Source organism: Caulobacter sp. 1776 (assembly GCF_040545685.1).
Taxonomy (GTDB): domain Bacteria; phylum Pseudomonadota; class Alphaproteobacteria; order Caulobacterales; family Caulobacteraceae; genus Caulobacter.
In genome coordinates, this window is record NZ_JBEPMI010000005.1 from 407,703 (window position 1) to 427,695 (window position 19,993).

Consider the following 19,993-nt stretch of genomic DNA (forward strand, 5'->3'; position numbering starts at 1 on the left):
GCATGGCTGACGGCTCTCTGACGGCCAAGCGGCAGGAAATAGCTCTGCTGCGCCGTCTCGAGGAACGGATTCTCTGGCTGGCGGCGTGGACGATCCACAACGCCAACCACCTCCGCGAAAGCCGCGACGGCCTGAAGGTCGGTGGCCACCAGGCGTCCAGCGCGTCGATGACCACCCTGATGACGGCGCTTTACATGAAGGCGCTGCGGCCGCAGGACCGGGTGGCGGTCAAGCCGCACGCCAGCCCCGTCTTCCACGCCATCCAGCACCTGTTCGGCCGTCAGAGCCTGGAGAACCTCAAGCGCTTCCGCGCGCTGGGCGGGGCCCAGTCCTACCCCTCGCGCACCAAGGACGTGGACGACGTCGACTTCTCGACCGGCTCGGTCGGCCTGGGCGTGGCCATGACCGCCTTCGCCTCGCTGACCCAGGACTATCTGGCCGCGCGCGGGTCGGTGAAGCCGGAGCGCATGGGGCGGATGATCTCGCTGCTGGGCGACGCCGAGCTGGACGAGGGCAACATCTACGAGGCCCTGATCGAGGCCTGCAAGCACGACATCCGCAACACCTGGTGGATCGTCGACTACAATCGTCAGAGCCTGGACGCGACCACCCAGGACCGGATGTTCACCCGCTATGGCGAGATCTTCGAGGCCGCCGGCTGGACCGTCGAGACGCTGAAGTGGTCCAAGCGCCAGCGCGAGGCCTTCGCCAAGCCGGGCGGCGACAGGCTGCACGACTGGATCGAGACCGCCCCCAACGACCTGTTCGCGGCCCTCAGCTACCAGGGCGGCGCGGCGTGGCGGGAGCGGCTGAACGCCGACCTCGCCGACAGTCCCAAGACCCTGGCCCTGATCGCATCCTACAAGGACGTCGACCTGGCCGAGCTGATGACCGAACTGGGCGGCCACTGTCTGGAGACGCTGCTGGAAGCGTTTGAGAAAGCGGGGCAGGACGACCGGCCGCGTTTCTTCATCGCCTATACGGTCAAGGGCCTGCGGCTGCCGTTCCAGGGCCATAAGGACAACCACGCCGGCCTGATGACCCCGGCCCAGATCGCCGAGCTGCGCGAGCGCTTGGGCGTCGTCGAGGGCGAGGAGTGGGATCCGCTGTCGGGCCTGTCGGCGGCCGAGCGCACGGCGCTGAAGGGTCTGATCGCCCGCGCGCCCTTCGCCGCCGAGGTCGAGCGCCAGCACGTCGCCCCGACCATCCCGACCCCGACCGCCGACGACCTGCTGGCCGCCGTCGTCGGGGGCAAGAACGACGGCGAGCAGTCGACCCAGGCCGCCTTCGGCAAGGTGATGTTCGAGATCGCCGCCCGGAAGGACGAATTCGCTGGCCGCGTCGTCACCACCTCGCCGGACGTGACGGTGTCGACCAACCTCGGCGGCTTCGTGAACCGGCGGGGCGTGTTCCAGCGCCGCGCCCACGAGGACGTCTTCAAGCGCCGGCGCATCCCTTCGGCCCAGGTGTGGTCCAAGGCCGAGACCGGTCAGCACGTCGAGCTGGGCATCGCCGAGAACAACCTGTTCATCGCCCTGGCGGCGCTGGGCCTGACCGCACCGCTGTTCGGCGAGCGATTGTTCCCGGTCGGCACGCTCTATGACCCGTTCATCGCCCGCGGTCTCGATGCGCTGAACTACGCCTGCTACCAGGACGCCCGCTTCCTGCTGGTCGCCACGCCTTCGGGCCTGACGCTGGCTCCCGAAGGGGGCGCGCACCAGTCGATCAACGCCGCCGTCATCGGCATGGCCCAGCCGGGCCTGGACACCTACGAGCCGGCCTTCGCCGACGAGACGGCGGTGCTGATGGCCCACGCCTTCGACCGCATCCAGGCCAAGGACGGCGCCTCGACCTATCTGCGCCTGTCCACCCGGGTGATCGCCCAGCCCGAGCGGACTGACGACGCCTGGCGCCGAGGCGTGGTCGAGGGGGCCTATTGGCTGAAGCCGCCCGCGCCGGGTGCGAAGCTGGCGGTCGTCTACAGCGGCGCCCTGGCCCCCGAGGCCCTGGCCGCGTTCGAAGCCCTGGCCGAGGACATGCCCGAGGCGGGGCTGCTGGCCGTGACCTCGGCCGACGTCCTGCACCGCGACTGGACCGCCGCCGGTCGGGCGCGCTGGACAGGGGAGGGCGCGCGCGCCTCGACCATCGAGACGCTTCTCGCCCCGCTGGATCGCGACGCCGGCCTCGTCACCCTGACCGATGGCGCGCCCCTGGCTCTGTCGTGGCTGGGCTCGGTGCGCGGCCAGCGCGTGCGGGCCCTGGGCCTGGAGGTGTTCGGCCAGTCCGGCGACCTGCCGGATCTCTACGGCAAGTACCGCCTGGACGCTGAGGCCGTGCTGGACGCCTGCGCGGACCTGCTGGCCTAGAACCCGCCCACGATCGTCATCCCGCTCAGCAGTCCGTCGCGGAAGTGATAGGTCAGGGTCGCGCGGGTGTCGGTCCAGATGTGGCCGTCCGGACTCTCGACCGAGTACTGGGCCTCGACCGTCAGGACGTCCGCGCCTTCCTCCAGCACGCGGATCAGCTCGATGTTCGGCACGATGGTCGCGAAGATGTGGGCGAACTGGGCCATCGCGGCTTCGCGGCCGACGAACGGCGGGCCGCTCTCCAGCGTGTCGGGCCAGATCACCTCGGGATGCAGTCTGGCGCGTATGCCCGCCAGATCGCGGGCGTTGAAAGCCGCGAACGCTTTCTCCAGCACGGCTTGCAGCCTGCTCATGGCGCTGTTCCGTCTCGGCCGCCCTCGTCGACGACTTGTTCGACGATCAGCCCCCGCTCCAGACGATACCAGACGGTGATCTCGCCGTCCTGCCAGAGCCCGCCGCCGGGCCCCCGGGTCACCACGCGCAGATGGGCCCGCAGACGGTCATCGGGCTCGCGCGCCAGCTCGATCGCTTTGATTTCCAGCCGGACGGACCCGAGCAACTGGGTGAAATGGGCGCGGACGCCGTCCAGACCGTCGATCACGCCGCCTTCCAGGTTGTCGGTGAAGCGCGCGGCGGGGGCGTAGCAGGAAACGATCGCGTCGAGGTCACGGGCGTTGATGGCCGCGTACAGCTTAGCGATCCGATCCTCGTCGGGCGTCATGGGCCTGGATCCGAGTCCCCCTTGTCGAGGATATCCATGCGCCAGAACAGGCCGCCGCGGAGCGTGTAACAATGCCGCACGCACATGTCCGACCACAGCTGACCGGAGCGGTTCCAGACCACCTGGTTGGCGTCGACCACGACGCGGCCGTCGTCCGTGACATGGATCTCGACGGGCGTAATCTCCACACGGATCGACGCATCGTTGTAGGTCCAGTAGTCGCGCACCGCCTCGGGGCTGGTCAGCAGGCCGCCGCGCGTCAGGTCGGGCCATTCCAGGTCGGGCGTGACCAGGGCCCGGAACGCCTCGAAGTCGCGCCTTTGGTTGGCGTCGTAGAGACGCTGGACCAGCGCCTCGATCTCGGGCGGGGCCGGGCGCACGGCTACGGAGCCGGCTTGTAGCCCGTCTCCACCTTCAGATAGGCGATCAGATCGACGCGGTCCTTGGGGTCGTGCAGGCCGGCGAAGGTCATCTTGGTGCCGGGCAGGAACTCGCGCGGGCTAGTCAACCACTTGTCCAGGTGTTCGGCGTCCCAGGTGAAGCCGGCGGCCTTCACCGCGTCGGAATAGGCGTAGCCCGCCTTCGACCCGGCCTTGCGGCCGAACACGCCGTAGAGGTTGGGACCCGTCAGGTCCGGACCGCCCTCGGTAATGGTGTGGCACGAGCGGCAGAGGGCGAACTTGCTCTGGCCGTTCGACAGGTCGCCGGTGTTGTACGGGGCGGGGAGGGCCGCCAGGGCCGCGGCCTTCTGCGCGTCGGTGGGGGCCGCGGCGGCGGCGGGCGCGTCCGCCGGGGCCGAGGCCGGCGCCTCGCCGGAGCCGCCGCCATCCTTTGAACACGCCGAAGCGATAACGCAGAGAGCGGCCAGGGCGGCCAGGTTCGACGTGCGCATGATAGTCCCCGACTGACGTTTCGCCGCACGGTCTGCGACGGCGCGACGCATTCCAAACCCTTATAAAATCAGGGTCCCCAGCTTGTCACGGAACAATGTTCCTTAAGAGGCTCCCAAGCGGAGCCCTGCGACAATTGTCGGTATCTACGTGATTCTTCTGGCGAAAAGTGAAATCGCAAACCGTGGGTCTGCACATAACCATTTGACGGTCGTTAACCATAAATCTTACCCCTTTCTCCACGGAGCGGGCTGGCTCCGGGCTGGGCTGGGAAACAAGATCATGGACTGGAGCGAAGAACGCACCGCGACGCTGAAGAAGCTGTGGCTCGAGGGCCTCAGCGCCAGCCAGGTGGCCCGTCAGCTGGGCGGCGTCAGCCGCAGCGCGGTGATCGGCAAGGTGCATCGTCTGGGCATCACCGTCCGCGAAACTCCCGTCCGCCAGCGCGTCACCACGGTGCGCTCGCCGTCGCGGATCCCCGCGCGTCGCCCGACCCGCGAAACCACCGCGGCCCCCCACGTCGCCCCGCGCTTCGAGCGCACCGAGGAGGACCTGCTGCCGACCTCGGGCATCCTGGGCCTGGGCGCCCATTCGTGCCGCTGGCCGATCGGCCATCCCGAGAACGACGACTTCGGCTTCTGCGGCCGTCCCAAGACCAGCGCCCGCGGTTCGTACTGCGAGCAGCACAGCCAGGGCGCCTTCCGTCGTCTGGCCGGCGGCAAGGCGGTCGAGACCTGGGCCCTGCAAGGCCTGAAGGAGCGGGTCCAGCCCAGCCTGGCCTAAAGCATCCTTCGAGCCTCTTCCGAACGCCTTCACAACCTCTTCGAGATCACCGAGCAAAACCCATGAACATGGTCCTGATCGAGAACGCCGCCGGCAGCAGCCAAGTGATCACCATCATCGAGGAGTTCGCCGGCCATTCGGTGTCGCGCGACCTCAACCCCGGGGACCACGCCAAGATCCCCGTCACCCAGTTCAAGTCGATCACCGTGCGTGAAACCTATCCCGACGACTGGTTGACCCGCGGCCGCAACCGCAATCGCGCCACGGCCGACGCGTAGGGCTCAGCTCCGCGATCGTCATGATCGCGAACGGAAGAATCGCCCGAAACCTCGCCGAGCGCGTTCAAAATTCCCGTATAAATTGAAACAGATGACCCCGCGAAGCCTTTCGCGGGGTTTTTCGTTTCCGTAGCGGACACCGCAGATTGCGTGGCCGTTAACCTTATGACACACAGATCGCCGTTTTGTGGGGGCGGAACAGATTATGGGTGAGGGGGACAAGCGCGCCGACGTGGTCGACGACCACGCGCTGCCGCTACCGAGCTATCTGAGTTACTTGCTTTATCAGACCGAGCAGCATCGGCGCGCGATGGCGGCCGACCTGTTGGGCCGGCACGGTCTGACCTTCGCCAAGTGGGTGGCGATGATTTCGCTGCGCCGGTTCGGCGACCTGTCGATGACCCGGCTGGCCAAGCTGGCCGCCACCGATCGCACGACGCTGACCCGCTCGATCGACAGCCTGATCGCCGACGGCCTGGTGGCCCGCGAGGCCTCGGCCAGCGACCGCCGCATCGTCGTCGTCTGCCTGACCGACGCCGGCCGCGCGCTGCTGGAAAAGATCCGCGCCGAGATCCGGCCGCTGAACCGCGACATCTGCTCGAACCTGACCACGGAAGAGCAGGCGGCCATGACCCGCTACCTGCAAAAAATGCTGACCGGCCTGATCGTCGAGCCGGACTGGAAGCAGGACGTCATCGCGTTCTCGACGCCGGCGCCGCCGGAGACGGCGTAAGCGCGTCAGAACGCCCCCTCCGTCACGTCGCCTATCGGCGCCGCGCCACCTCCCCCGTTTCACGGGTGAGGAGGGAGGTCGCGTCATCCTCCCCCGCATGCGGGGGAGGTGGATCGCCGCGGATACGCGGCGAGACGGAGGGGGCGCTTGTCTCAATCCTCGCCGCGAGGCTTGCCGCGCATCGACTTGACCCCCGACCGCCGCGTCTTCCCCTCCAGCCGCTTGAGCTTGCTGGAATAGGTCGGCTTGGTCGCCTTGCGGGGCTTGGGCTTTTCGGTGGCGCGGCGGATCAGGTCCACGAGGCGCTCCTGGGCGTCCTGGCGGTTCATCTCCTGCGAGCGCGAGCCCTGCGCGAACAGGATCAGCACGCCGTCCTGAGTCAGGCGGCTGCCGGCCAGGGTTTCGAGCCGCGCCTTGACGTCCTCGGGCAGGGCGGGAGAGTTGCGCACGTCGAACCGCAGCTCGATGGCCGTCGAGGTCTTGTTGACGTGCTGGCCGCCGGGGCCCGAGGCGCGCGTGGCCTTCCAGACCAGCTCGTCCTCGTCGATCCGCAGCCAGGACGTGATCTCGATCATCTTGGGCCCGCGCGCTTGGCCTTGACCACCAACTGGTCCAGCGCCTGCAGGAAGCGCGAGCGGTCGGCGTTGGCGAACGCCGCGGGACCCTTGGTGACCTCGCCCATCGAACGCAGGTGCTCGCCGATCGAGCGCGAGGCCAGGGCCGAGCCGATCATGTCGGCCGAGAACACCCGGCCGTTCGGCGCCACGGCCGCGCCGCCGGCCTTCAACACCCGGTCGGCCAGCGGGATGTCGTTGGTCACCACCACGTCGCCGGGGCCGCAGCGTTCGGCGATCCAGTCGTCGGCGATATCGGGACCGGCGTCGACCACCACCTGCTCGATCACCGGCGTCAGCGGCACGCGGATCCAGCTGTTGGACACCACGAAGGTCTTGAACCCATGGCGGGCGGCGACCTTGTAGCACTCGTCCTTCACGGGACAGGCGTCGGCGTCGATGAAGAGGATGGCGGCCATCGCCCTGATCTCGGAAATGAGAATGGTGCCGGCTGCAGGAATCGAACCCGCGACCTTCGGTTTACAAAACCGCTGCACTACCGCTGTGCTAAGCCGGCATGGACCCGAAGGCCCGAGGTCAGGGCTTATGCCGTTTGCCAGCGCGGACGGCAAGGGCGGCTACAGATCGAACCGCACCCCCTGGGCCAGCGGCAGGGCGCCGGAATAGTTCACGGTCGCCGTCTGCCGGCGCATGTACTGCTTCCAGCTGTCGGAGCCGCTCTCGCGGCCGCCGCCGGTCTCCTTCTCGCCGCCGAACGCGCCGCCGATCTCGGCGCCCGAGGGGCCGATATTGACGTTGGCGATGCCGCAGTCGCTGCCGGCGGCCGACAGAAAGCCCTCGGCCTCGCGGACGTCGTTGGTCATCACGCAGGAGGACAGGCCCTGCGGGACGTCGTTCTGGATCGCCACCGCCTCGTCGAAGTCCGTATACGGAACGACGTGCAGCAGCGGCGCGAAGGTTTCGCGCTGCATGCACGGCGCGGGGGCCGGCAGGCGAGCCAGGGCGGGGCGGACGTAGTAGGCGGCCGGATGCTCGTCGATCAGCAGCCGCTCGCCGCCGCTGACGGTCCCGCCCTCGGCCCGGACCTGGTTCATGGCCTCGACGAAGGCCTCGTAGGCGGCCCGGTCGATCAGCGGACCCAGCAGGGTCTTGGGGTCACGCGGATCGCCGATCGGCAGCCGCTGGAAGGCGGTCTCGACGGCGTCGGCGACCTTGTCGACCAGGCTCTCGTGGACGATCAGCCGGCGCAGGCTGGTGCAGCGCTGGCCCGCGGTGCCGGCGGCCGAGAAGACGATGGCGCGCAAGGTCAGCGACAGGTCGGCCGACGGCGTGACGATCATGGCGTTGTTGCCGCCCAGTTCCAGGATCGAGCGGCCGAAGCGCTCGGCGACCAGCGGCGCGACGGCCTTGCCCATCCGGGTCGAACCGGTGGCGCTGACCAGGGCGATGCGCGGATCGCGGGCCAGGCGCTCGCCCGCGTCGCGGCCGCCCTGGACGACGCTGCACAGGCCCTCCGGCGCGTCGTCGAACCGGGCCAGGGCGCGCCGCAGGATCGCATGGGTGGCGAGCGCGGTGAGCGGCGTCTTCTCGGACGGCTTCCAGATCACCGGATCGCCGCAGACCAAAGCCAGGCACGCGTTCCAGGCCCAGACGGCCACGGGGAAGTTGAAGGCGCTGATCACCGCCACCGGGCCCAGCGGGTGCCAGGTCTCGCGCATGGCGTGGCCGGGGCGTTCCGAGGCGATGGTCAGGCCGTGCAACTGGCGGGAGAGGCCGACGGCGAAGTCGCAGATGTCGATCATCTCCTGGACCTCGCCGGCCGCCTCGGAGGCGATCTTGCCGGCCTCCAGGGTGACCAGGGCGGCCAGGTCGGGCTTGGCGGCGCGCAGTTCCTCGCCGAACAGCCTAACCAGGTCGCCCCGGCGCGGGGCGGGGACGATCCGCCAGGCCGCGAAGGCGTGACAAGCGGCCGAGACCTTGGCGCCGATCTCGCGGGCGTCGTCCTGCGGGACGTGGGTCAGCACCGCGCCGTCGATCGGGCTACGGACGGGGAGCCCGCCATCAGCGGGAAGCGCGGGGACGCCGAGCTTGGCCAGCAGCGCGCGGGCTTCGGCGGCGGGGGACGGGAAAGCCTGGGTCATACGGTGAGCACACGCCGAGGCCGGGACAGGGTCAACCCCTCGGCGTTGCATGGCATACAACGACCGGCTAGGGACGGGCCAAGACAGGAGACCCCCATGACCCAGGCGACGATTATCGACGGCAAGGCCTTCGCGGCCGATCTGCGGGCCAAGGTCGCTCAGGAGGTCGCCACCCTGAAGGCCGAGCACGGGATCACGCCCGGCCTGGCCGTGGTGTTGGTCGGCGAGGACCCGGCCAGCCAGGTCTATGTCCGCAGCAAGGGGCAGCAGACCCAGGAAGCGGGCATGTATTCCGAGACCCACCGCCTGCCGGCCGAGACCTCGCAGGACGAGCTGCTGGCCTTGGTCGCCAAGCTGAACGCCGATCCGAAGATCCACGGCGTGCTGGTCCAGTTCCCCGTGCCGCCGCACATCAGCCAGGCGGACGTCGTGGCCGCCCTGTCGCCCGACAAGGACGTCGACGGCCTGACCGTGACCAACGCCGGCCGCCTGGCCAGCGGCCTGCCAGCTCTGACGCCCTGCACGCCGCTGGGCTGCATGCTGCTGCTGAAAGACGTGGTCGGCGACCTCTCGGGCAAGAATGCCGTCGTCATCGGCCGCTCGAACCTGATGGGAAAGCCGATGGCCCAGCTGTTGCTGGCGGCCGACTGCACCGTGACCATCGCCCATTCGCGCAGCCAGGACCTGCCGTCGATCGTCCGCCAGGCCGACATCATCGTGGCCGCCGTCGGCCGTGCCGAGATGGTCAAGGCCGACTGGGTCAAGCCGGGCGCGGTGGTCATCGACGTCGGCATCACCCGCTTCCCGGCCCGCGATCCGGCAGCCGCGGCGGCGGGCAAGACCCGGCTTGTCGGCGACGTGGCCTTCGACGAGGTTAAGGCCGTGGCCGGCGCGATCACGCCAGTGCCGGGGGGAGTCGGACCGATGACCATCGCTTGCCTGCTGGCCAATACGCTGACGGCCGCCAAGCGCCTGTCGGGGATCGCTTGATGGCTCCTCTAGGTGGAAGAATGGGGGCGCTCGTCTTCGTCGCGGCCGCCCTGATCCTGTCCGCCTGCGGGGCCAAGCCGCCGCCGCCGCCGACGCCGGAGCAGGCCCTGGCGCTGCGCCCGGCCGACGCGCGGCTGTCGGCCCTGTACGAAACCTCGTGCCACGCCTGCCACGCCGTTCCGGGTACGGGCGCGCCGCTGGTCCACGACCGCGCCGCCTGGGATCCGCGCTGGAAGCAGGGCGAGCCGGTCCTGCTGGATCACGCGATCCAGGGCTTCAACGCCATGCCGGCCACCGGCCAATGCGCGACTTGCACCCCGGCCGATTTCCGAGCCCTGATAAGGTTCATGGCGGGGCGCGAAGACTCCGCGAAGTAAGGCGAGGGGCGACATGATCTCCAGGCGCGGGGCCCTGATCGCGGGCGGAACCGGAGCGGCGGTGGTCGCCGGCGGCGCGGGCGCGGCCTATGTGGTCGCCACCGGAGACAAGCCCGAACCGCCGTCGCCGGCCTCGGTCGATCCGCGGGGCAAGCTGCTCTGGCGCAACTGGTCGGGCGTGCAGCACGCCTATCCCGCCGCCCGCCTGGCTCCCAAGGACGAGGGCGAGCTGGCCACGGCGCTCAAGGTCGCCCAGGCCCCGATCCGCCCGGTGGGCGCGGGCCACTCGTTCACCGCCCTGGCTCCGACCGACGGGACCTTGATGTCGCTGGACGCCATGGCCGGCCTCGTGGGCTGGGACGGCGACGAGGCCATCGTCCGCAGCGGCACGCGGCTGGGCGCCCTAGGCCCGCTCCTCGCCGAGAAGGGCCGGGCGCTGCCGAACCTGCCGGACATCAACAAGCAGTCGCTGGGCGGGGCGCTGGGCACCGCCACCCATGGCACGGGCCAGACGATCCGCGCTCTGCACGGCGACGTCACGGCGCTGCGCCTGGTCACGCCGCAAGGCAAGGTCATCGACGCCGACGCAACGAGGCATCCCGAGATCTTCCAAGCCGCCCGCGTCTCGCTGGGGTCGCTGGGGGTGATCACCCAGGTGAAGATCCGGACCAGCGCCAACCGCCGCCTGCGCCGCCGCGTCTGGCTGGAGCCGCTCGAGGAGGCGCTGGCCAAGGCCGACCAGCGCTGGGCCCAGCATCGCAATTTCGAGTTCTACGCCGTGCCGTTCACCGGACTGGCGGCCAATATCAGCCACGACGAGACCGACGACCCGGCCCTGGCGCGCGGCCCCGACCAGGATACCGAGTTCCTCGAGGCGCTACGGGGCCTGCGCAACCTGCTGGGCTTCGCCACGCCGCTACGCAAGGCGGCCGCCAAGGCCCTGTTGTCGAGCGCCAAGCCCGAGACCGCCGTCGACGAAGGCTGGAAGCTGCTGTCGACCGAGCGCCCGGTGCGCTTCAACGAGATGGAGTTCCATCTGCCGGTCGAGAACCAGCTGAAGGCTCTGGCCGAAGTCGTTCGCGTCATCGAGAAGGAGCGTCCCGACGTCTTCTTCCCGATCGAGGCGCGGCGCATCGCGCCGGACGACGCCTGGCTGTCGCCGTTCCAGGGCGGGCCGCGCGGTTCGGTGGCGGTGCACGCCTACTACCGTGACGACTTCAGTTTTCTGTACGCGCTGATCGAGCCGATCTTCCGCCGCTACGACGGCCGGCCGCACTGGGGCAAACTGCACACGCTGAACGGCGCGCAGCTGGCGGCGATCTATCCGCGCTGGAAGGACTTCCTGGCCGTGCGCCAGGACCTGGATCCGGAAGGCCGGATGCTGAACCCGTACCTGAAGGGCCTGTTCGGCCTGACCTAGCCGCTCTAGGCGGCCGAGCTCAGATAGTCGGCGACGCGGGCTTCCAGCTCGGTCACCAGGGCCTTGCCCACCGGGTGAGTGTCGACCTTGATGTCGTCGCGGACGCAGGCCTTGATCGCGTCGATATGCGCATCGACCAGGAACATCGGCGCCGACAGGCGCGTCTCCGGCTCGTCGATCAGCTTGCACAGCGAAGCCGACAGGCGGGTGATCAGCGGAAACTCGTAGGTGGCGCCAAGGCCCTTCAGGTCATGGGCGCGCAGATACAGGGTCTCGACCGTCTGAGCGGTCAGGCCTTCCGAGCGCACCGCCTGGCGGGCGGCTTCCAGCTTGACGATCTCGTCGTTGAGCCATTGGGAGAAGTTGCCGGACAGGCTCTTGAGAGCCGCCTCGGCCTTGGCGATCGCGGCCATGTCGATGCCGCCGCGTCCACCCACCTTGAGCTTGAGCATATTCGGCACCTGGATCACCTCGGCGGTGGTCTTATTCGTCACGGGTTCGCCTCCCCGGCGGCGGATAGTTGAACACCGCTAACATAGCAGGCGTTAACATTGGATGAGACCAGGGTTTCTATGCGACCCAACGTCTCAGGTGTCCCAGGAGGTCTTCAAGTCAGGCGGAGAATTGTTCGGCCAGAACTCTTTCTTCAAGGCTGCGGCCCGCATCGAAAAGCATGGACAGCGAGGTCGCGCGATCCTCGGAGATATGGACCTCCAGCACGTCGCGGACCTCGAAATTGTCGGCCACGGCGCTGACCGGGCGCTTGTCGGCCTCCAGGATTTCGAAGGTCACGCGGGCCGACTGCGGCAGCAGGGCGCCCCGCCAGCGGCGGGGGCGAAAGGCGGAGATGGGCGTCAGGGCCAGCACCCGGCCGTCGATCGGAATGATCGGGCCGTGGGCGGAGAGGTTGTAGGCCGTCGAGCCGGCGGGCGTGGCCAGCAGGGCGCCGTCGCAGACCAGCTCGCCCATCCGCACCTTGCCGTCGATCGAGATGCGCAGCTTGGCGGTCTGGCGGGTCTGGCGCAGCAGCGAGACCTCGTTGATCGCCAGGGCTCGATGCTGGGTCCGGCGCGAATCGATGGCGACCATGGCCAGCGGATGGATGACGGCGCGCTCGGCGGCGTTGATCCGCTCCAGCAGGCCGTCCTCGCTGTACTCGTTCATCAGGAAGCCGACCGAGCCGCGGTTCATGCCGTAGATCGGGGTCTGGCTGGCGATCGCCTCGTGTAGCGTCTCCAGCATGAAGCCGTCGCCGCCAAGGGCGACGATCGCCTGGGCGTTCTCCTCGCCGACATCGCCATAGCGAGCGGTCAGGCGTTCGCGCGCTTCCTGGGCTTCGGGCCGATCGCTGGCCTTGAAGGACAGCCGAGTCACGAAGGGTTGCGCTTGGTACATGGGGCCAAGAGGCGGGAAGCCCGGCCGCTTGTCAAACCGGTGGTCAGGCGGAGCCGACGGCCTGCCGGAACGCCATGCCGGCGATGTCGGGCGTGAAGGGCCCGAAGGCGCTGGCGGCGCGCCGCACGCCTTCCTCGCCGCCGCCCGGACGGCCGCCGTTCAGCTGGCGGACATGCTCCAGGATGGTCGGGAAGACGCTGCGGTCGATGCCGACGGCCGAGCAGGCCAGGGCCAGCAGTTCGGGGCGGCCGCTGTCGATGGCGCGGCGGATCTGGGCGGCCTCGAACTTGCCGAGGCGCGCCAGGGCCATGACGAACAGCTGCAGGCGGCCTTCGCGCAGCACGCGCAGCAGGTAGCCGGGCCGCAGCTGGCCGGCGGAGTCGAGCTTCTCGATCAGCGAGCGCTCCATCTCCTCGCGGTCCTCATCGAGTTCTACCGGGCCGATCTCGTTGTCGGAGTCGCCGCGATGCGAGGCGCGCAGAGCCTCGTCGACGGCGGCCTGCATCTTGACTGGATCCAGGCTGAAGCGGCTGGTCAGGGTGTCGCGCAGCGTACGGCCGACCAGCAGGTAGAGCTGTTCCGCCAGATCGCTGGAAAGCTTGGGGTGGCGGGCCAGCGGCGAGCGCAGGGCGACCACTTCGCGCGAGCGATCCACCAGCCGGCTCATGGCCGTGGGCGAGATGTCGGCGGTGTCGTTCGAGGCCAGGGCGGTCAGTACGGCCGGTTCGTCCCGCTCGATGATCGCCTCGACGACCGCCGCCTGCAGCCTCGGCCGGCGGGCGATCTCGATCTGGTGCTCCAGCGTGGCCTGGACCAGCAGGCGGATCAGGTCGTGATCCTGCAGCACCGGGCTGCGGGCGATGATCGGACGCGCGATCTCGATTTCGTCCAGCGCCATGATGTTGATCAGGGCCGACGGGGCCCAGTCGGCGTCGGCCAGGCGTTCGGACAGCCGATGACGGATGTCGCGCTCGGCCTCGACCACCAGGGTCATGAAGATCGAATTCAGCAGGGCCTGGATATCGGGATGGGTCGGCTCGCCGCTGGCCTGGCCGGCCTCGCAGAGATCGATGATGCCGGTGAGCAGGCGTTCACGATCACCGGCCTCGCGACTGCGTGCCAGCTTCATGAGCGAAGCGATTTCGATGGCTTGGATGACCAGCCTCCTCGAATCCAGAAGACCCGATAAGGATGACCTTGCGGCCCCCAAATGAAAACATGCTTAAACAGGCCAAGAACGCCGACGCCCCCTAACCGCGTCGAGATGTCGCAAGCTTGAGCGGAGGACACGTGAGCCAAGACCTGATCCTGGCCCTGGACCAGGGCACGACCAGCACCCGGGCCATCCTGTTCGACCGCGCCGGCCAGCCCCTTTCGGAGGCCTCGCGGCCGCTGCGCCAGAGCTATCCGGCCGATGGCTGGGTCGAGCATGACGCCGAGGAGATCTACGCCGCCTGCGTGGCGGTGCTGCGTGAGGCGGTCGAGAGTTCGGGCCGCGCGGCCGACGTCGCCGCGATCGGCATCACCAACCAGCGCGAGACGGTGGTGATTTGGGACCGCAGGACCGGCCGGCCGATCCATCCGGCGGTTGTCTGGCAGGACCGCCGCACGGCCGAGGTCTGCGCCAGGCTCAAGGCCGAGGGGCATGAGCCGCGCGTCACCGAGGTCACCGGCCTGCTGCTGGATCCCTATTTCTCGGGGACCAAGATCGCCTGGATTCTCGACAAGGTCCCCGGCGCCAGAGCGCGAGCCGAGGCGGGCGAGCTGTTGGTCGGCACTATGGATACCTGGGTGATCTGGCGGCTGACGGGTGGGGCGGTCCATGCGACCGACGCCACCAACGCCTCGCGCACCCTGCTGTTCGACATCGCGGCGCAAGCCTGGTCGGCCGAGATGCTGGATCTGTTCAACGTGCCCGGCGCTCTGCTGCCCAAGGTGCTGGACTGCGTCGACGACTATGGCGCGGCCGACGCCAAGATCCTGGGCCGAGAGGTCCCGATCCGGGGCGTGGCCGGAGACCAGCAGGCGGCGCTGATGGGGCAGGGGTGCGTGGCCCCCGGGCAGATGAAGGCCACCTACGGCACCGGCTGCTTCATGCTGGTCAATACGGGCGAGACGCGTCCGGTGTCGCGCTCGCGCTTGCTGACCACGGTGGCGGCCCGGGTGAACGGCAAGACGACCTACGCCCTGGAAGGCTCGATCTTCGTCGCCGGCGCCGCGATTCAGTGGCTGGGCGAGGGGCTGGGCATCACCGGTGGCCCGCGCGCCGCCGAGGCCCTGGCGCGGGCGGCCAAGCCCGATCACGGCGTCGTCGTCGTGCCGGCCTTCACGGGCCTTGGCGCGCCCTGGTGGGACGCCGAGGCGCGCGGCGGGATTTTCGGCCTGACCCGCGACGCCGGCCTGCCCGAGATCGCGGCGGCCACCTTCGACTCCTGCGCTCTGCAGAGCCGCGACCTGATCGAGGCCATGCGGGCCGACGCGCCCTCGGCGTTCGGCGAGGCGGCGCAGATGCGCATCGACGGCGGCATGTCCAAGAGCGCCTGGTTCTCGCAGCGCTTGGCCGACCTGACGGGCGTCCCGGTGCGGCGGGCCAGCTATCAGGAAATGACCGCCCTGGGCGCGGCCCTGTTCGCCGGGGTCGGCGCGGGGCTCTACGCCTCGGTCGAGGCGGCCGCCGAGGTCAGTCCCGCCGCCGAGACCCTGGCGCCGGGCCTGAAGGCGCATGAGCGCGAAGCGGCCTATGCCCGGTGGCTCGATGCGGTGCCCAGGGTGAGACTTTAGTCGATGGCCGGTTGTGACGACATCGCTGTCATGATTTCTAGCGTCTGACAAAAATCAGAAGCGGAGATCCGCCATGACGACCCGCCGCGCTGCCTTGGGCGCCGTGCTCGGCGCGGGCGCCGCCTTGATCGCCGGAGGACGATCGATGACCGCTGAGGCCGCCGCGCCCGCCTATCCGCATATCGGCCGGATCCGCCGCCTGTCGCCCGAGCTGGACGAGGTCATCGCGCCGGACGCGGTGATCGAGCAGCTGGCCGACGGCATGATCTGGTCCGAAGGGCCGGTTTGGATCCGCGATCAGCATTGCCTGCTGTTCTCCGACGTGCCCGGCAACACGATGTACCGGTGGAGCGAGAGGGACGGGAAGACCGTCTTCCTCAAGCCGTCCGGCTATGACGGCCCGCCGACCACGGCCTTCCGCGAGCCGGGCGTCAACGGCATGACCCTGGACCCGGCTGGCGAGGTGGTGATCTGCGACCACGGCAACCGCGCGGTCTCGAGGCTGGACCGGTCCACGAAAAAGAAGACGGTCATCGTCGACCGCTTCCAGGGCAAGCGCTTCAACAGCCCCAACGACGTGATCGCAGGCCGGCGCGGCGCGCTGAAGGGCGCGCTGTATTTCACCGACCCGCCCTACGGCCTGGAAGGCCTGGACGCCTCGCCGATCAAGGAGCTGGCGTTCAACGGCGTCTATCTGCGCCGGCCGAACGGCGAGGTCGTGGTGGTCGACGACAAGCTGACCTTCCCGAATGGCCTGGCGCTGTCGCCTGACGAGAAGCGCCTCTATGTCGCCGTCTCGGATCCGAAGGGGCCGGTGATCATGGCCTACGACCTGGGCTCCGACGGTCTGCCGACGAGCCGCGAGGTGTTCTTCGATGCGATGGAACTGCAGACCGCCGGCGGACCAGGCTTGCCGGACGGCATGCGGGTCGACGCTCGGGGACGGCTGTTCGCCACCGGCCCCGGCGGCGTGCTGATCCTGACGCCCGAGGCCAAGCTGCTGGGCGTGATCGAGACGGGCTTCGCGACCGCCAACTGCACGTTCGGCGAGGACGGCAAGACCCTGTTCCTGACTTCAAATCACGTCCTGGCGCGGCTGCGCACCAGGACCTCGGGCGCTGTCTGGTAGGAGATTGTCATGAGCGAGATCAGCAAACGCGCGTTCCTGGCGGCCGGCCTCGCGGCCGGCGTGACGGCCCTGCCGTTGGGCGCCCGCGCCGCCGAGCCGGGCCGCAAGCTCGGCTACGCGATCCTGGGCCTGGGCTACTACGCCACCAAGATCATCATGCCGCGCTTCGCCGAGTGCGAGCACTCGAAGCTCGTGGCCCTGGTCAGCGGCACGCCGGAGAAGCTGAAGACCTTCGGCGAGCAATACGGAATCCCGGAAAGCCACCGCTACAGCTACGAGACCTTCGACAGGATCGCCGACAATCCCGACGTCGACATCGTCTATGTGGTGACGCCCAACAGCCTGCACCGCACCTTCACCGAACGAGCGGCCAAGGCCGGCAAGCACGTGATGTGCGAGAAGCCGATGGCCACCACGGCGGCCGACTGCGAGGCGATGATCGCGGCCTGCAAAAAGGCCGGGCGCAAGCTGATGATCGGCTATCGCAGCCGTTTCCAGGCCCACAATATCGAGGCGATCAAGCTGATCCGCGACGGCGCGCTGGGCCCGGTGCGGACGGTGGTGGCCGACCACGGCTTCACGATCGGCGATCCCAAGCAGTGGCGGCTGAACAAGGCCCTGGCCGGCGGCGGCAGCCTGATGGACATCGGCATCTACAGCCTGAACGCCACCCGCTACCTGACCGGCGAGGAGCCGGTGGCCGTCAACGCCATGACGTCCACCGACCGGTCCGACCCGCGCTTCAAGGAGGTGGAGGACATCATCAGCTTCCAGCTGCTGTTCCCGTCGGGCGCGACGGCCAATTGCTATTCGGCCTACAGCGCCAACTTCAATCGCTATCGGGTCACGGGCCCCAAGGGCTTCGTCGAGATCGATCCGGCGACCAGCTACCAGGGCCAGGCGATGCGGGCCGCGCTGGGCGGGCCGCCCACGCCGCGCGAGCCGGCGCCGCAGCCGAAGAACCAGTTCTCCGCCCAGCTGGACCACCTGTCCGAATGCATCCTGACCGGCCGCGAGCCGCTGGTGTCAGGCGAGGAGGGGCTGAAGGACCTGCGCCTGATCGAGGCCATCTATCGCGCGGCGAGGGAAGGGCGGACGGTGAAGCTGTGAGGGCGCTGGCCCTCGCCGCCGTCTTGCTCGCGCCGGGCCTAGCCTACGGCCAGCAGCAGACTCCGTTGTGGCCGAACGGCGCGCCGGGCTTCGAAAGCCGCAAGGCCATTCCCGAGCAGGCCGCCGACTACTGGCTCAAGAGCGTCAACAATCCCTCGGTCACGGCCTATCTGCCGCCCAAGGACGTCGCCAACGGCGCGGCCCTGGTCGTGCTGCCGGGCGGCGGCCACCGGATCCTGGTGATCCACTCGGAAGGCGACGACGTCGCCAAGGTGTTGAACCCCAAGGGCGTGGCGGTCTTCGTCGTGAAGTATCGGCTGTTCCGCGAGGAGGGCTCGCCTTACACGATCGACCATGCTCGCCAGGACGCCGTGCGGGCGGTGCGCTATGTGCGCGGCCACGCCGCCGAGTTCGGGATCGACCCCAAGCGGATCGGTCTGATGGGCTTCTCGGCCGGCGGCGAGCTGGTGAACCTCGAGGTCTATCAGGGCGGCGCCAAGGATCCGCGGATCGACGCGATCGACGACGTCAGCGCCCGGCCGGACTTCCAGGTGCTGGTCTATCCCGGCCCCCTGGGCGCGCCCGACAAGGTTCCATCGGATACGCCGCCGGCCTTCATGATCGCCGCGAACGACGACGAATGCTGCTCGGCGCCGCTTGCCGACCTGCTGCCCAAGTTCCGCGCCGCCAAGGTCCCGGTCGAGCTGCACCTGTTCCAGGCCGGCGGCCACGCCTTCAACATGGGCCTGCGCAAGGAGCAGGCCTCGCTGAAGAGCTGGCCGAACCTGCTGGTCAACTGGCTGAGCGACAACGGCTGGATGAAGGCGCGGTGAGGCTCGTTTCAGACCGCACCTCATGTGTCATCCCGGCCGAAGCGAAGCGTAGAGCCGGGACCCAGGGGCCGCCGCACTGCGCTTGGCCCCTGGGTCCCGGATAGCCTCTGCGAGGCTTCCGGGATGACACTGGGGGTGGATGATCCGGAGCTTGACCGAAACTCGACCCTACGGCGTCTGGTCCAGATACGCCTTCACCCGGGCGAACAGGTCCTCGAACATCGGCGTCGTCAGGCGGCCGGTGTTCGTGTTCAGCCGCGAGCAGTGATAGCTGTTGAAGATCCGGTAGGGCCCGGCCTGGAACTCCGAGCCGTGGCCCGGGATGCCCGCCGAGGCCTTCAGGCCCAGGGCCTTGAGCATGTTGCGCCGGGAGACGTCGCCCAGGGTGACGATGGCCTTCAGGTTCGGGAACATCTCCAGCCGCGCCGTCAGGAACGGGCGGCAGTTGTTCTCCTCCGAGGTCTCGGGCTTGTTGCCGGGCGGCGCGCAGCGGACCGCGTTGGTCACCGCCGCGCCGACCAGCTTCAGGGAGTCGTCGGGGCGGGCTTCGAACTTGCCGGTGGCGAAGCCGAACTTGATCAGGGTCTCGTAGAGCAGCGTCCCGGCATAATCGCCGGTGAACGGCCGGCCGGTGCGGTTGGCGCCCTTGCGGCCGGGGGCCAGGCCCACGACCAGCAGCCGCGCGTCCTTGTCACCGAACGAGGGGGCGGGGCCGTTAAACCAGTCCGGATAGAGCGCCTGGTTCTCGCGGCGATAGGCCACTAGGCGCGGGCACAGCGGGCAGTCGCGCGGCGGTTCGGCGGGGTTGGGAACCACCTCACCGGCGATGTTGGAGACCTGGCTCATCTCAATACTCGTCGTCGGCTTCGCGTTCGGCGGGGGTGCGGTTGTCCGACACCGGGCGGGGCTGAACGCGCTGCGGACGGCCGATGATGCCGCCCAGGTCGGCGAGGTCGACGAAGTTGTCGGCCTGGCGGCGCAGGTCGTCGCTGGTCATCGGCGGCTGACTCTTCATGGTCGAGACCACGGTGACGCGGCGGCCCTTGCGCTGGACGGCTTCGACCAGAGCGCGGAAGTCGCCGTCGCCGGAGAATAGCACCAGGTGGTCGGCGGTCTCGGCCATCTGCAGCATGTCGACGGCGATCTCGATGTCCATGTCGCCGCGCCAGCGCTTGCGGCCCTGGCTGTCGGTGAACTCGCGGGCCGGCTTGGTCACCAGGGTGAAGCCGTTGTAGTCCAGCCAGTCGACCAGCGGCCGGATCGGCGAATAGTCGTCGTTCTCGGCGATGGCGGTGTAATAATAGGCCCGGATCAGGACGCCGCGCTTTTTGAACTCGTCGAGCAGCTTGCGGTAGTCGATGTCGAAGCCCAGAGCCCGGGCGGCGGAATAGAGATTGGCCCCGTCGATGAACAGGGCGATGCGGTCGGTCGGATAGAAGGTCACGGTAATCCCTTGAAAAATCAGGTCGCT

22 protein-coding genes, 1 tRNA gene and 2 pseudogenes are annotated in these 19,993 nt (G+C 68.9%); 11 read left to right on the plus strand and 14 right to left on the minus strand.

Features of this window, described 5'->3' with window-relative positions; genetic code table 11:
• The first annotated feature begins 2 nt into the window (after positions 1–2).
• Positions 3–2,366, plus strand: coding sequence for a thiamine pyrophosphate-binding protein (locus tag ABIC66_RS15705; protein ID WP_354071201.1), 2,364 nt, complete (start codon positions 3–5; stop codon positions 2,364–2,366).
• Here ABIC66_RS15705 and ABIC66_RS15710 read toward each other — a convergent pair.
• The 4 genes from ABIC66_RS15710 to ABIC66_RS15725 are packed head-to-tail and all read right to left on the minus strand — an operon-like array spanning position 2,363 to position 3,979.
• Positions 2,363–2,719: a nuclear transport factor 2 family protein gene (locus ABIC66_RS15710; RefSeq protein ID WP_354071202.1), complete on the minus strand. Its 357-nt coding sequence runs from the start codon at positions 2,717–2,719 to the stop codon at positions 2,363–2,365. The two genes, ABIC66_RS15705 and ABIC66_RS15710, sit on opposite strands and share 4 nt — an antisense overlap.
• Positions 2,716–3,087 carry a nuclear transport factor 2 family protein gene (locus tag ABIC66_RS15715; protein WP_354071203.1) on the minus strand — a complete coding sequence of 124 codons (372 nt, stop codon included), beginning with the start codon at positions 3,085–3,087 and terminating at the stop codon, positions 2,716–2,718. Before ABIC66_RS15715 ends, ABIC66_RS15710 begins: the two co-directional genes overlap by 4 nt.
• The gene (locus ABIC66_RS15720; protein ID WP_354071204.1) at positions 3,084–3,467 is read right to left on the minus strand and encodes a nuclear transport factor 2 family protein; all 384 of its coding nucleotides are present in this window, start codon (positions 3,465–3,467) and stop codon (positions 3,084–3,086) included. Before ABIC66_RS15720 ends, ABIC66_RS15715 begins: the two co-directional genes overlap by 4 nt.
• Before the next feature lie 2 nt (positions 3,468–3,469).
• Positions 3,470–3,979: a c-type cytochrome gene (locus ABIC66_RS15725; RefSeq protein ID WP_354071205.1), complete on the minus strand. Its 510-nt coding sequence runs from the start codon at positions 3,977–3,979 to the stop codon at positions 3,470–3,472.
• A 280-nt stretch (positions 3,980–4,259) separates the two neighbouring features.
• Here ABIC66_RS15725 and ABIC66_RS15730 point away from each other — a divergent pair, with 280 nt between their 5' ends.
• The 3 genes from ABIC66_RS15730 (at position 4,260) to ABIC66_RS15740 (ending at position 5,771) form a co-directional block, all read left to right on the plus strand.
• Positions 4,260–4,760 carry a GcrA family cell cycle regulator gene (locus tag ABIC66_RS15730; RefSeq protein ID WP_354071206.1) on the plus strand — a complete coding sequence of 167 codons (501 nt, stop codon included), beginning with the start codon at positions 4,260–4,262 and terminating at the stop codon, positions 4,758–4,760.
• 62 nt (positions 4,761–4,822) lie between these two features.
• The gene (locus tag ABIC66_RS15735; RefSeq protein ID WP_354071207.1) at positions 4,823–5,038 is read left to right on the plus strand and encodes a hypothetical protein; all 216 of its coding nucleotides are present in this window, start codon (positions 4,823–4,825) and stop codon (positions 5,036–5,038) included.
• Between the two features lie 205 nt (positions 5,039–5,243).
• Entirely contained in the window at positions 5,244–5,771 is a 528-nt protein-coding gene (locus tag ABIC66_RS15740) for a MarR family winged helix-turn-helix transcriptional regulator (protein WP_354071208.1), read from the plus strand.
• 12 nt (positions 5,772–5,783) lie between these two features.
• Here the strand turns inward: ABIC66_RS15740 and ABIC66_RS15745 are convergent.
• From ABIC66_RS15745 to amaB, 5 genes and pseudogenes are all read right to left on the minus strand, one after another.
• A pseudogene (locus ABIC66_RS15745) lies at positions 5,784–5,922 on the minus strand (hypothetical protein); the annotation flags it as partial.
• Between the two features lies 1 nt (position 5,923).
• Positions 5,924–6,346, minus strand: a complete 423-nt coding sequence (arfB, locus tag ABIC66_RS15750) for an alternative ribosome rescue aminoacyl-tRNA hydrolase ArfB (protein ID WP_354071209.1) — start codon at positions 6,344–6,346, stop codon at positions 5,924–5,926.
• Complete coding sequence (locus tag ABIC66_RS15755; protein WP_354071210.1) at positions 6,343–6,804, minus strand: YaiI/YqxD family protein; 462 nt, start codon at positions 6,802–6,804, stop codon at positions 6,343–6,345. Before ABIC66_RS15755 ends, arfB begins: the two co-directional genes overlap by 4 nt.
• A gap of 23 nt (positions 6,805–6,827) precedes the next feature.
• Positions 6,828–6,902 (minus strand) — tRNA-Thr (locus ABIC66_RS15760).
• A 61-nt stretch (positions 6,903–6,963) separates the two neighbouring features.
• The gene (gene amaB, locus ABIC66_RS15765) at positions 6,964–8,487 is read right to left on the minus strand and encodes an L-piperidine-6-carboxylate dehydrogenase (RefSeq protein ID WP_354071211.1); all 1,524 of its coding nucleotides are present in this window, start codon (positions 8,485–8,487) and stop codon (positions 6,964–6,966) included.
• A gap of 96 nt (positions 8,488–8,583) precedes the next feature.
• Between amaB and folD the strand changes: the two genes are divergently transcribed.
• Genes folD through ABIC66_RS15780 form a run of 3 tightly spaced genes read left to right on the plus strand, consistent with a single transcriptional unit; the run spans position 8,584 to position 11,274 of the window.
• Positions 8,584–9,477, plus strand: a complete 894-nt coding sequence (gene folD, locus ABIC66_RS15770; protein WP_354071212.1) for a bifunctional methylenetetrahydrofolate dehydrogenase/methenyltetrahydrofolate cyclohydrolase FolD — start codon at positions 8,584–8,586, stop codon at positions 9,475–9,477.
• Between the two features lie 20 nt (positions 9,478–9,497).
• Entirely contained in the window at positions 9,498–9,854 is a 357-nt protein-coding gene (locus ABIC66_RS15775; protein ID WP_354071213.1) for a c-type cytochrome, read from the plus strand.
• Between the two features lie 13 nt (positions 9,855–9,867).
• Positions 9,868–11,274 carry a D-arabinono-1,4-lactone oxidase gene (locus ABIC66_RS15780; RefSeq protein ID WP_354071214.1) on the plus strand — a complete coding sequence of 469 codons (1,407 nt, stop codon included), beginning with the start codon at positions 9,868–9,870 and terminating at the stop codon, positions 11,272–11,274.
• A 5-nt stretch (positions 11,275–11,279) separates the two neighbouring features.
• On the opposite strand, the gene ABIC66_RS15785 is transcribed toward ABIC66_RS15780, so the two are convergent.
• From ABIC66_RS15785 to ABIC66_RS15795, 3 genes are all read right to left on the minus strand, one after another.
• Entirely contained in the window at positions 11,280–11,768 is a 489-nt protein-coding gene (locus ABIC66_RS15785; RefSeq protein ID WP_354071215.1) for an Hpt domain-containing protein, read from the minus strand.
• Between the two features lie 118 nt (positions 11,769–11,886).
• A complete protein-coding gene (locus tag ABIC66_RS15790) occupies positions 11,887–12,669 on the minus strand; it encodes an NAD kinase (protein ID WP_354071216.1) in 783 nt (260 codons plus the stop codon).
• 43 nt (positions 12,670–12,712) lie between these two features.
• Positions 12,713–13,798: a DUF2336 domain-containing protein gene (locus tag ABIC66_RS15795; RefSeq protein WP_354071217.1), complete on the minus strand. Its 1,086-nt coding sequence runs from the start codon at positions 13,796–13,798 to the stop codon at positions 12,713–12,715.
• Positions 13,799–13,959: 161 nt separating this feature from the next.
• On the opposite strand from ABIC66_RS15795, the gene glpK reads away from it, so the two are divergent.
• The 4 genes and pseudogenes from glpK (at position 13,960) to ABIC66_RS15815 (ending at position 18,522) form a co-directional block, all read left to right on the plus strand.
• The gene (gene glpK / locus ABIC66_RS15800) at positions 13,960–15,450 is read left to right on the plus strand and encodes a glycerol kinase GlpK (RefSeq protein ID WP_354071218.1); all 1,491 of its coding nucleotides are present in this window, start codon (positions 13,960–13,962) and stop codon (positions 15,448–15,450) included.
• A gap of 73 nt (positions 15,451–15,523) precedes the next feature.
• Positions 15,524–16,579, plus strand: a complete 1,056-nt coding sequence (locus ABIC66_RS15805) for an SMP-30/gluconolactonase/LRE family protein (RefSeq protein WP_502910357.1) — start codon at positions 15,524–15,526, stop codon at positions 16,577–16,579.
• Positions 16,486–17,689, plus strand: a pseudogene (locus ABIC66_RS15810) (Gfo/Idh/MocA family protein). The gene ABIC66_RS15805 and the pseudogene ABIC66_RS15810 overlap by 94 nt, the downstream one beginning before the upstream one ends.
• Positions 17,575–18,522 (plus strand): alpha/beta hydrolase, encoded by a 948-nt coding sequence (locus tag ABIC66_RS15815; protein WP_354071219.1) that lies wholly within the window; start codon positions 17,575–17,577, stop codon positions 18,520–18,522. The pseudogene ABIC66_RS15810 and the gene ABIC66_RS15815 overlap by 115 nt, the downstream one beginning before the upstream one ends.
• Positions 18,523–18,690: 168 nt before the next feature.
• Here the strand turns inward: ABIC66_RS15815 and ABIC66_RS15825 are convergent, their stop codons facing one another.
• Together ABIC66_RS15825 and ABIC66_RS15830 are read right to left on the minus strand one after the other, a co-directional pair.
• The gene (locus ABIC66_RS15825; RefSeq protein ID WP_354071220.1) at positions 18,691–19,368 is read right to left on the minus strand and encodes a uracil-DNA glycosylase; all 678 of its coding nucleotides are present in this window, start codon (positions 19,366–19,368) and stop codon (positions 18,691–18,693) included.
• Position 19,369: 1 nt separating this feature from the next.
• Positions 19,370–19,966, minus strand: coding sequence for a LabA-like NYN domain-containing protein (locus tag ABIC66_RS15830; RefSeq protein WP_354071221.1), 597 nt, complete (start codon positions 19,964–19,966; stop codon positions 19,370–19,372).
• Positions 19,967–19,993: the final 27 nt, after the last annotated feature.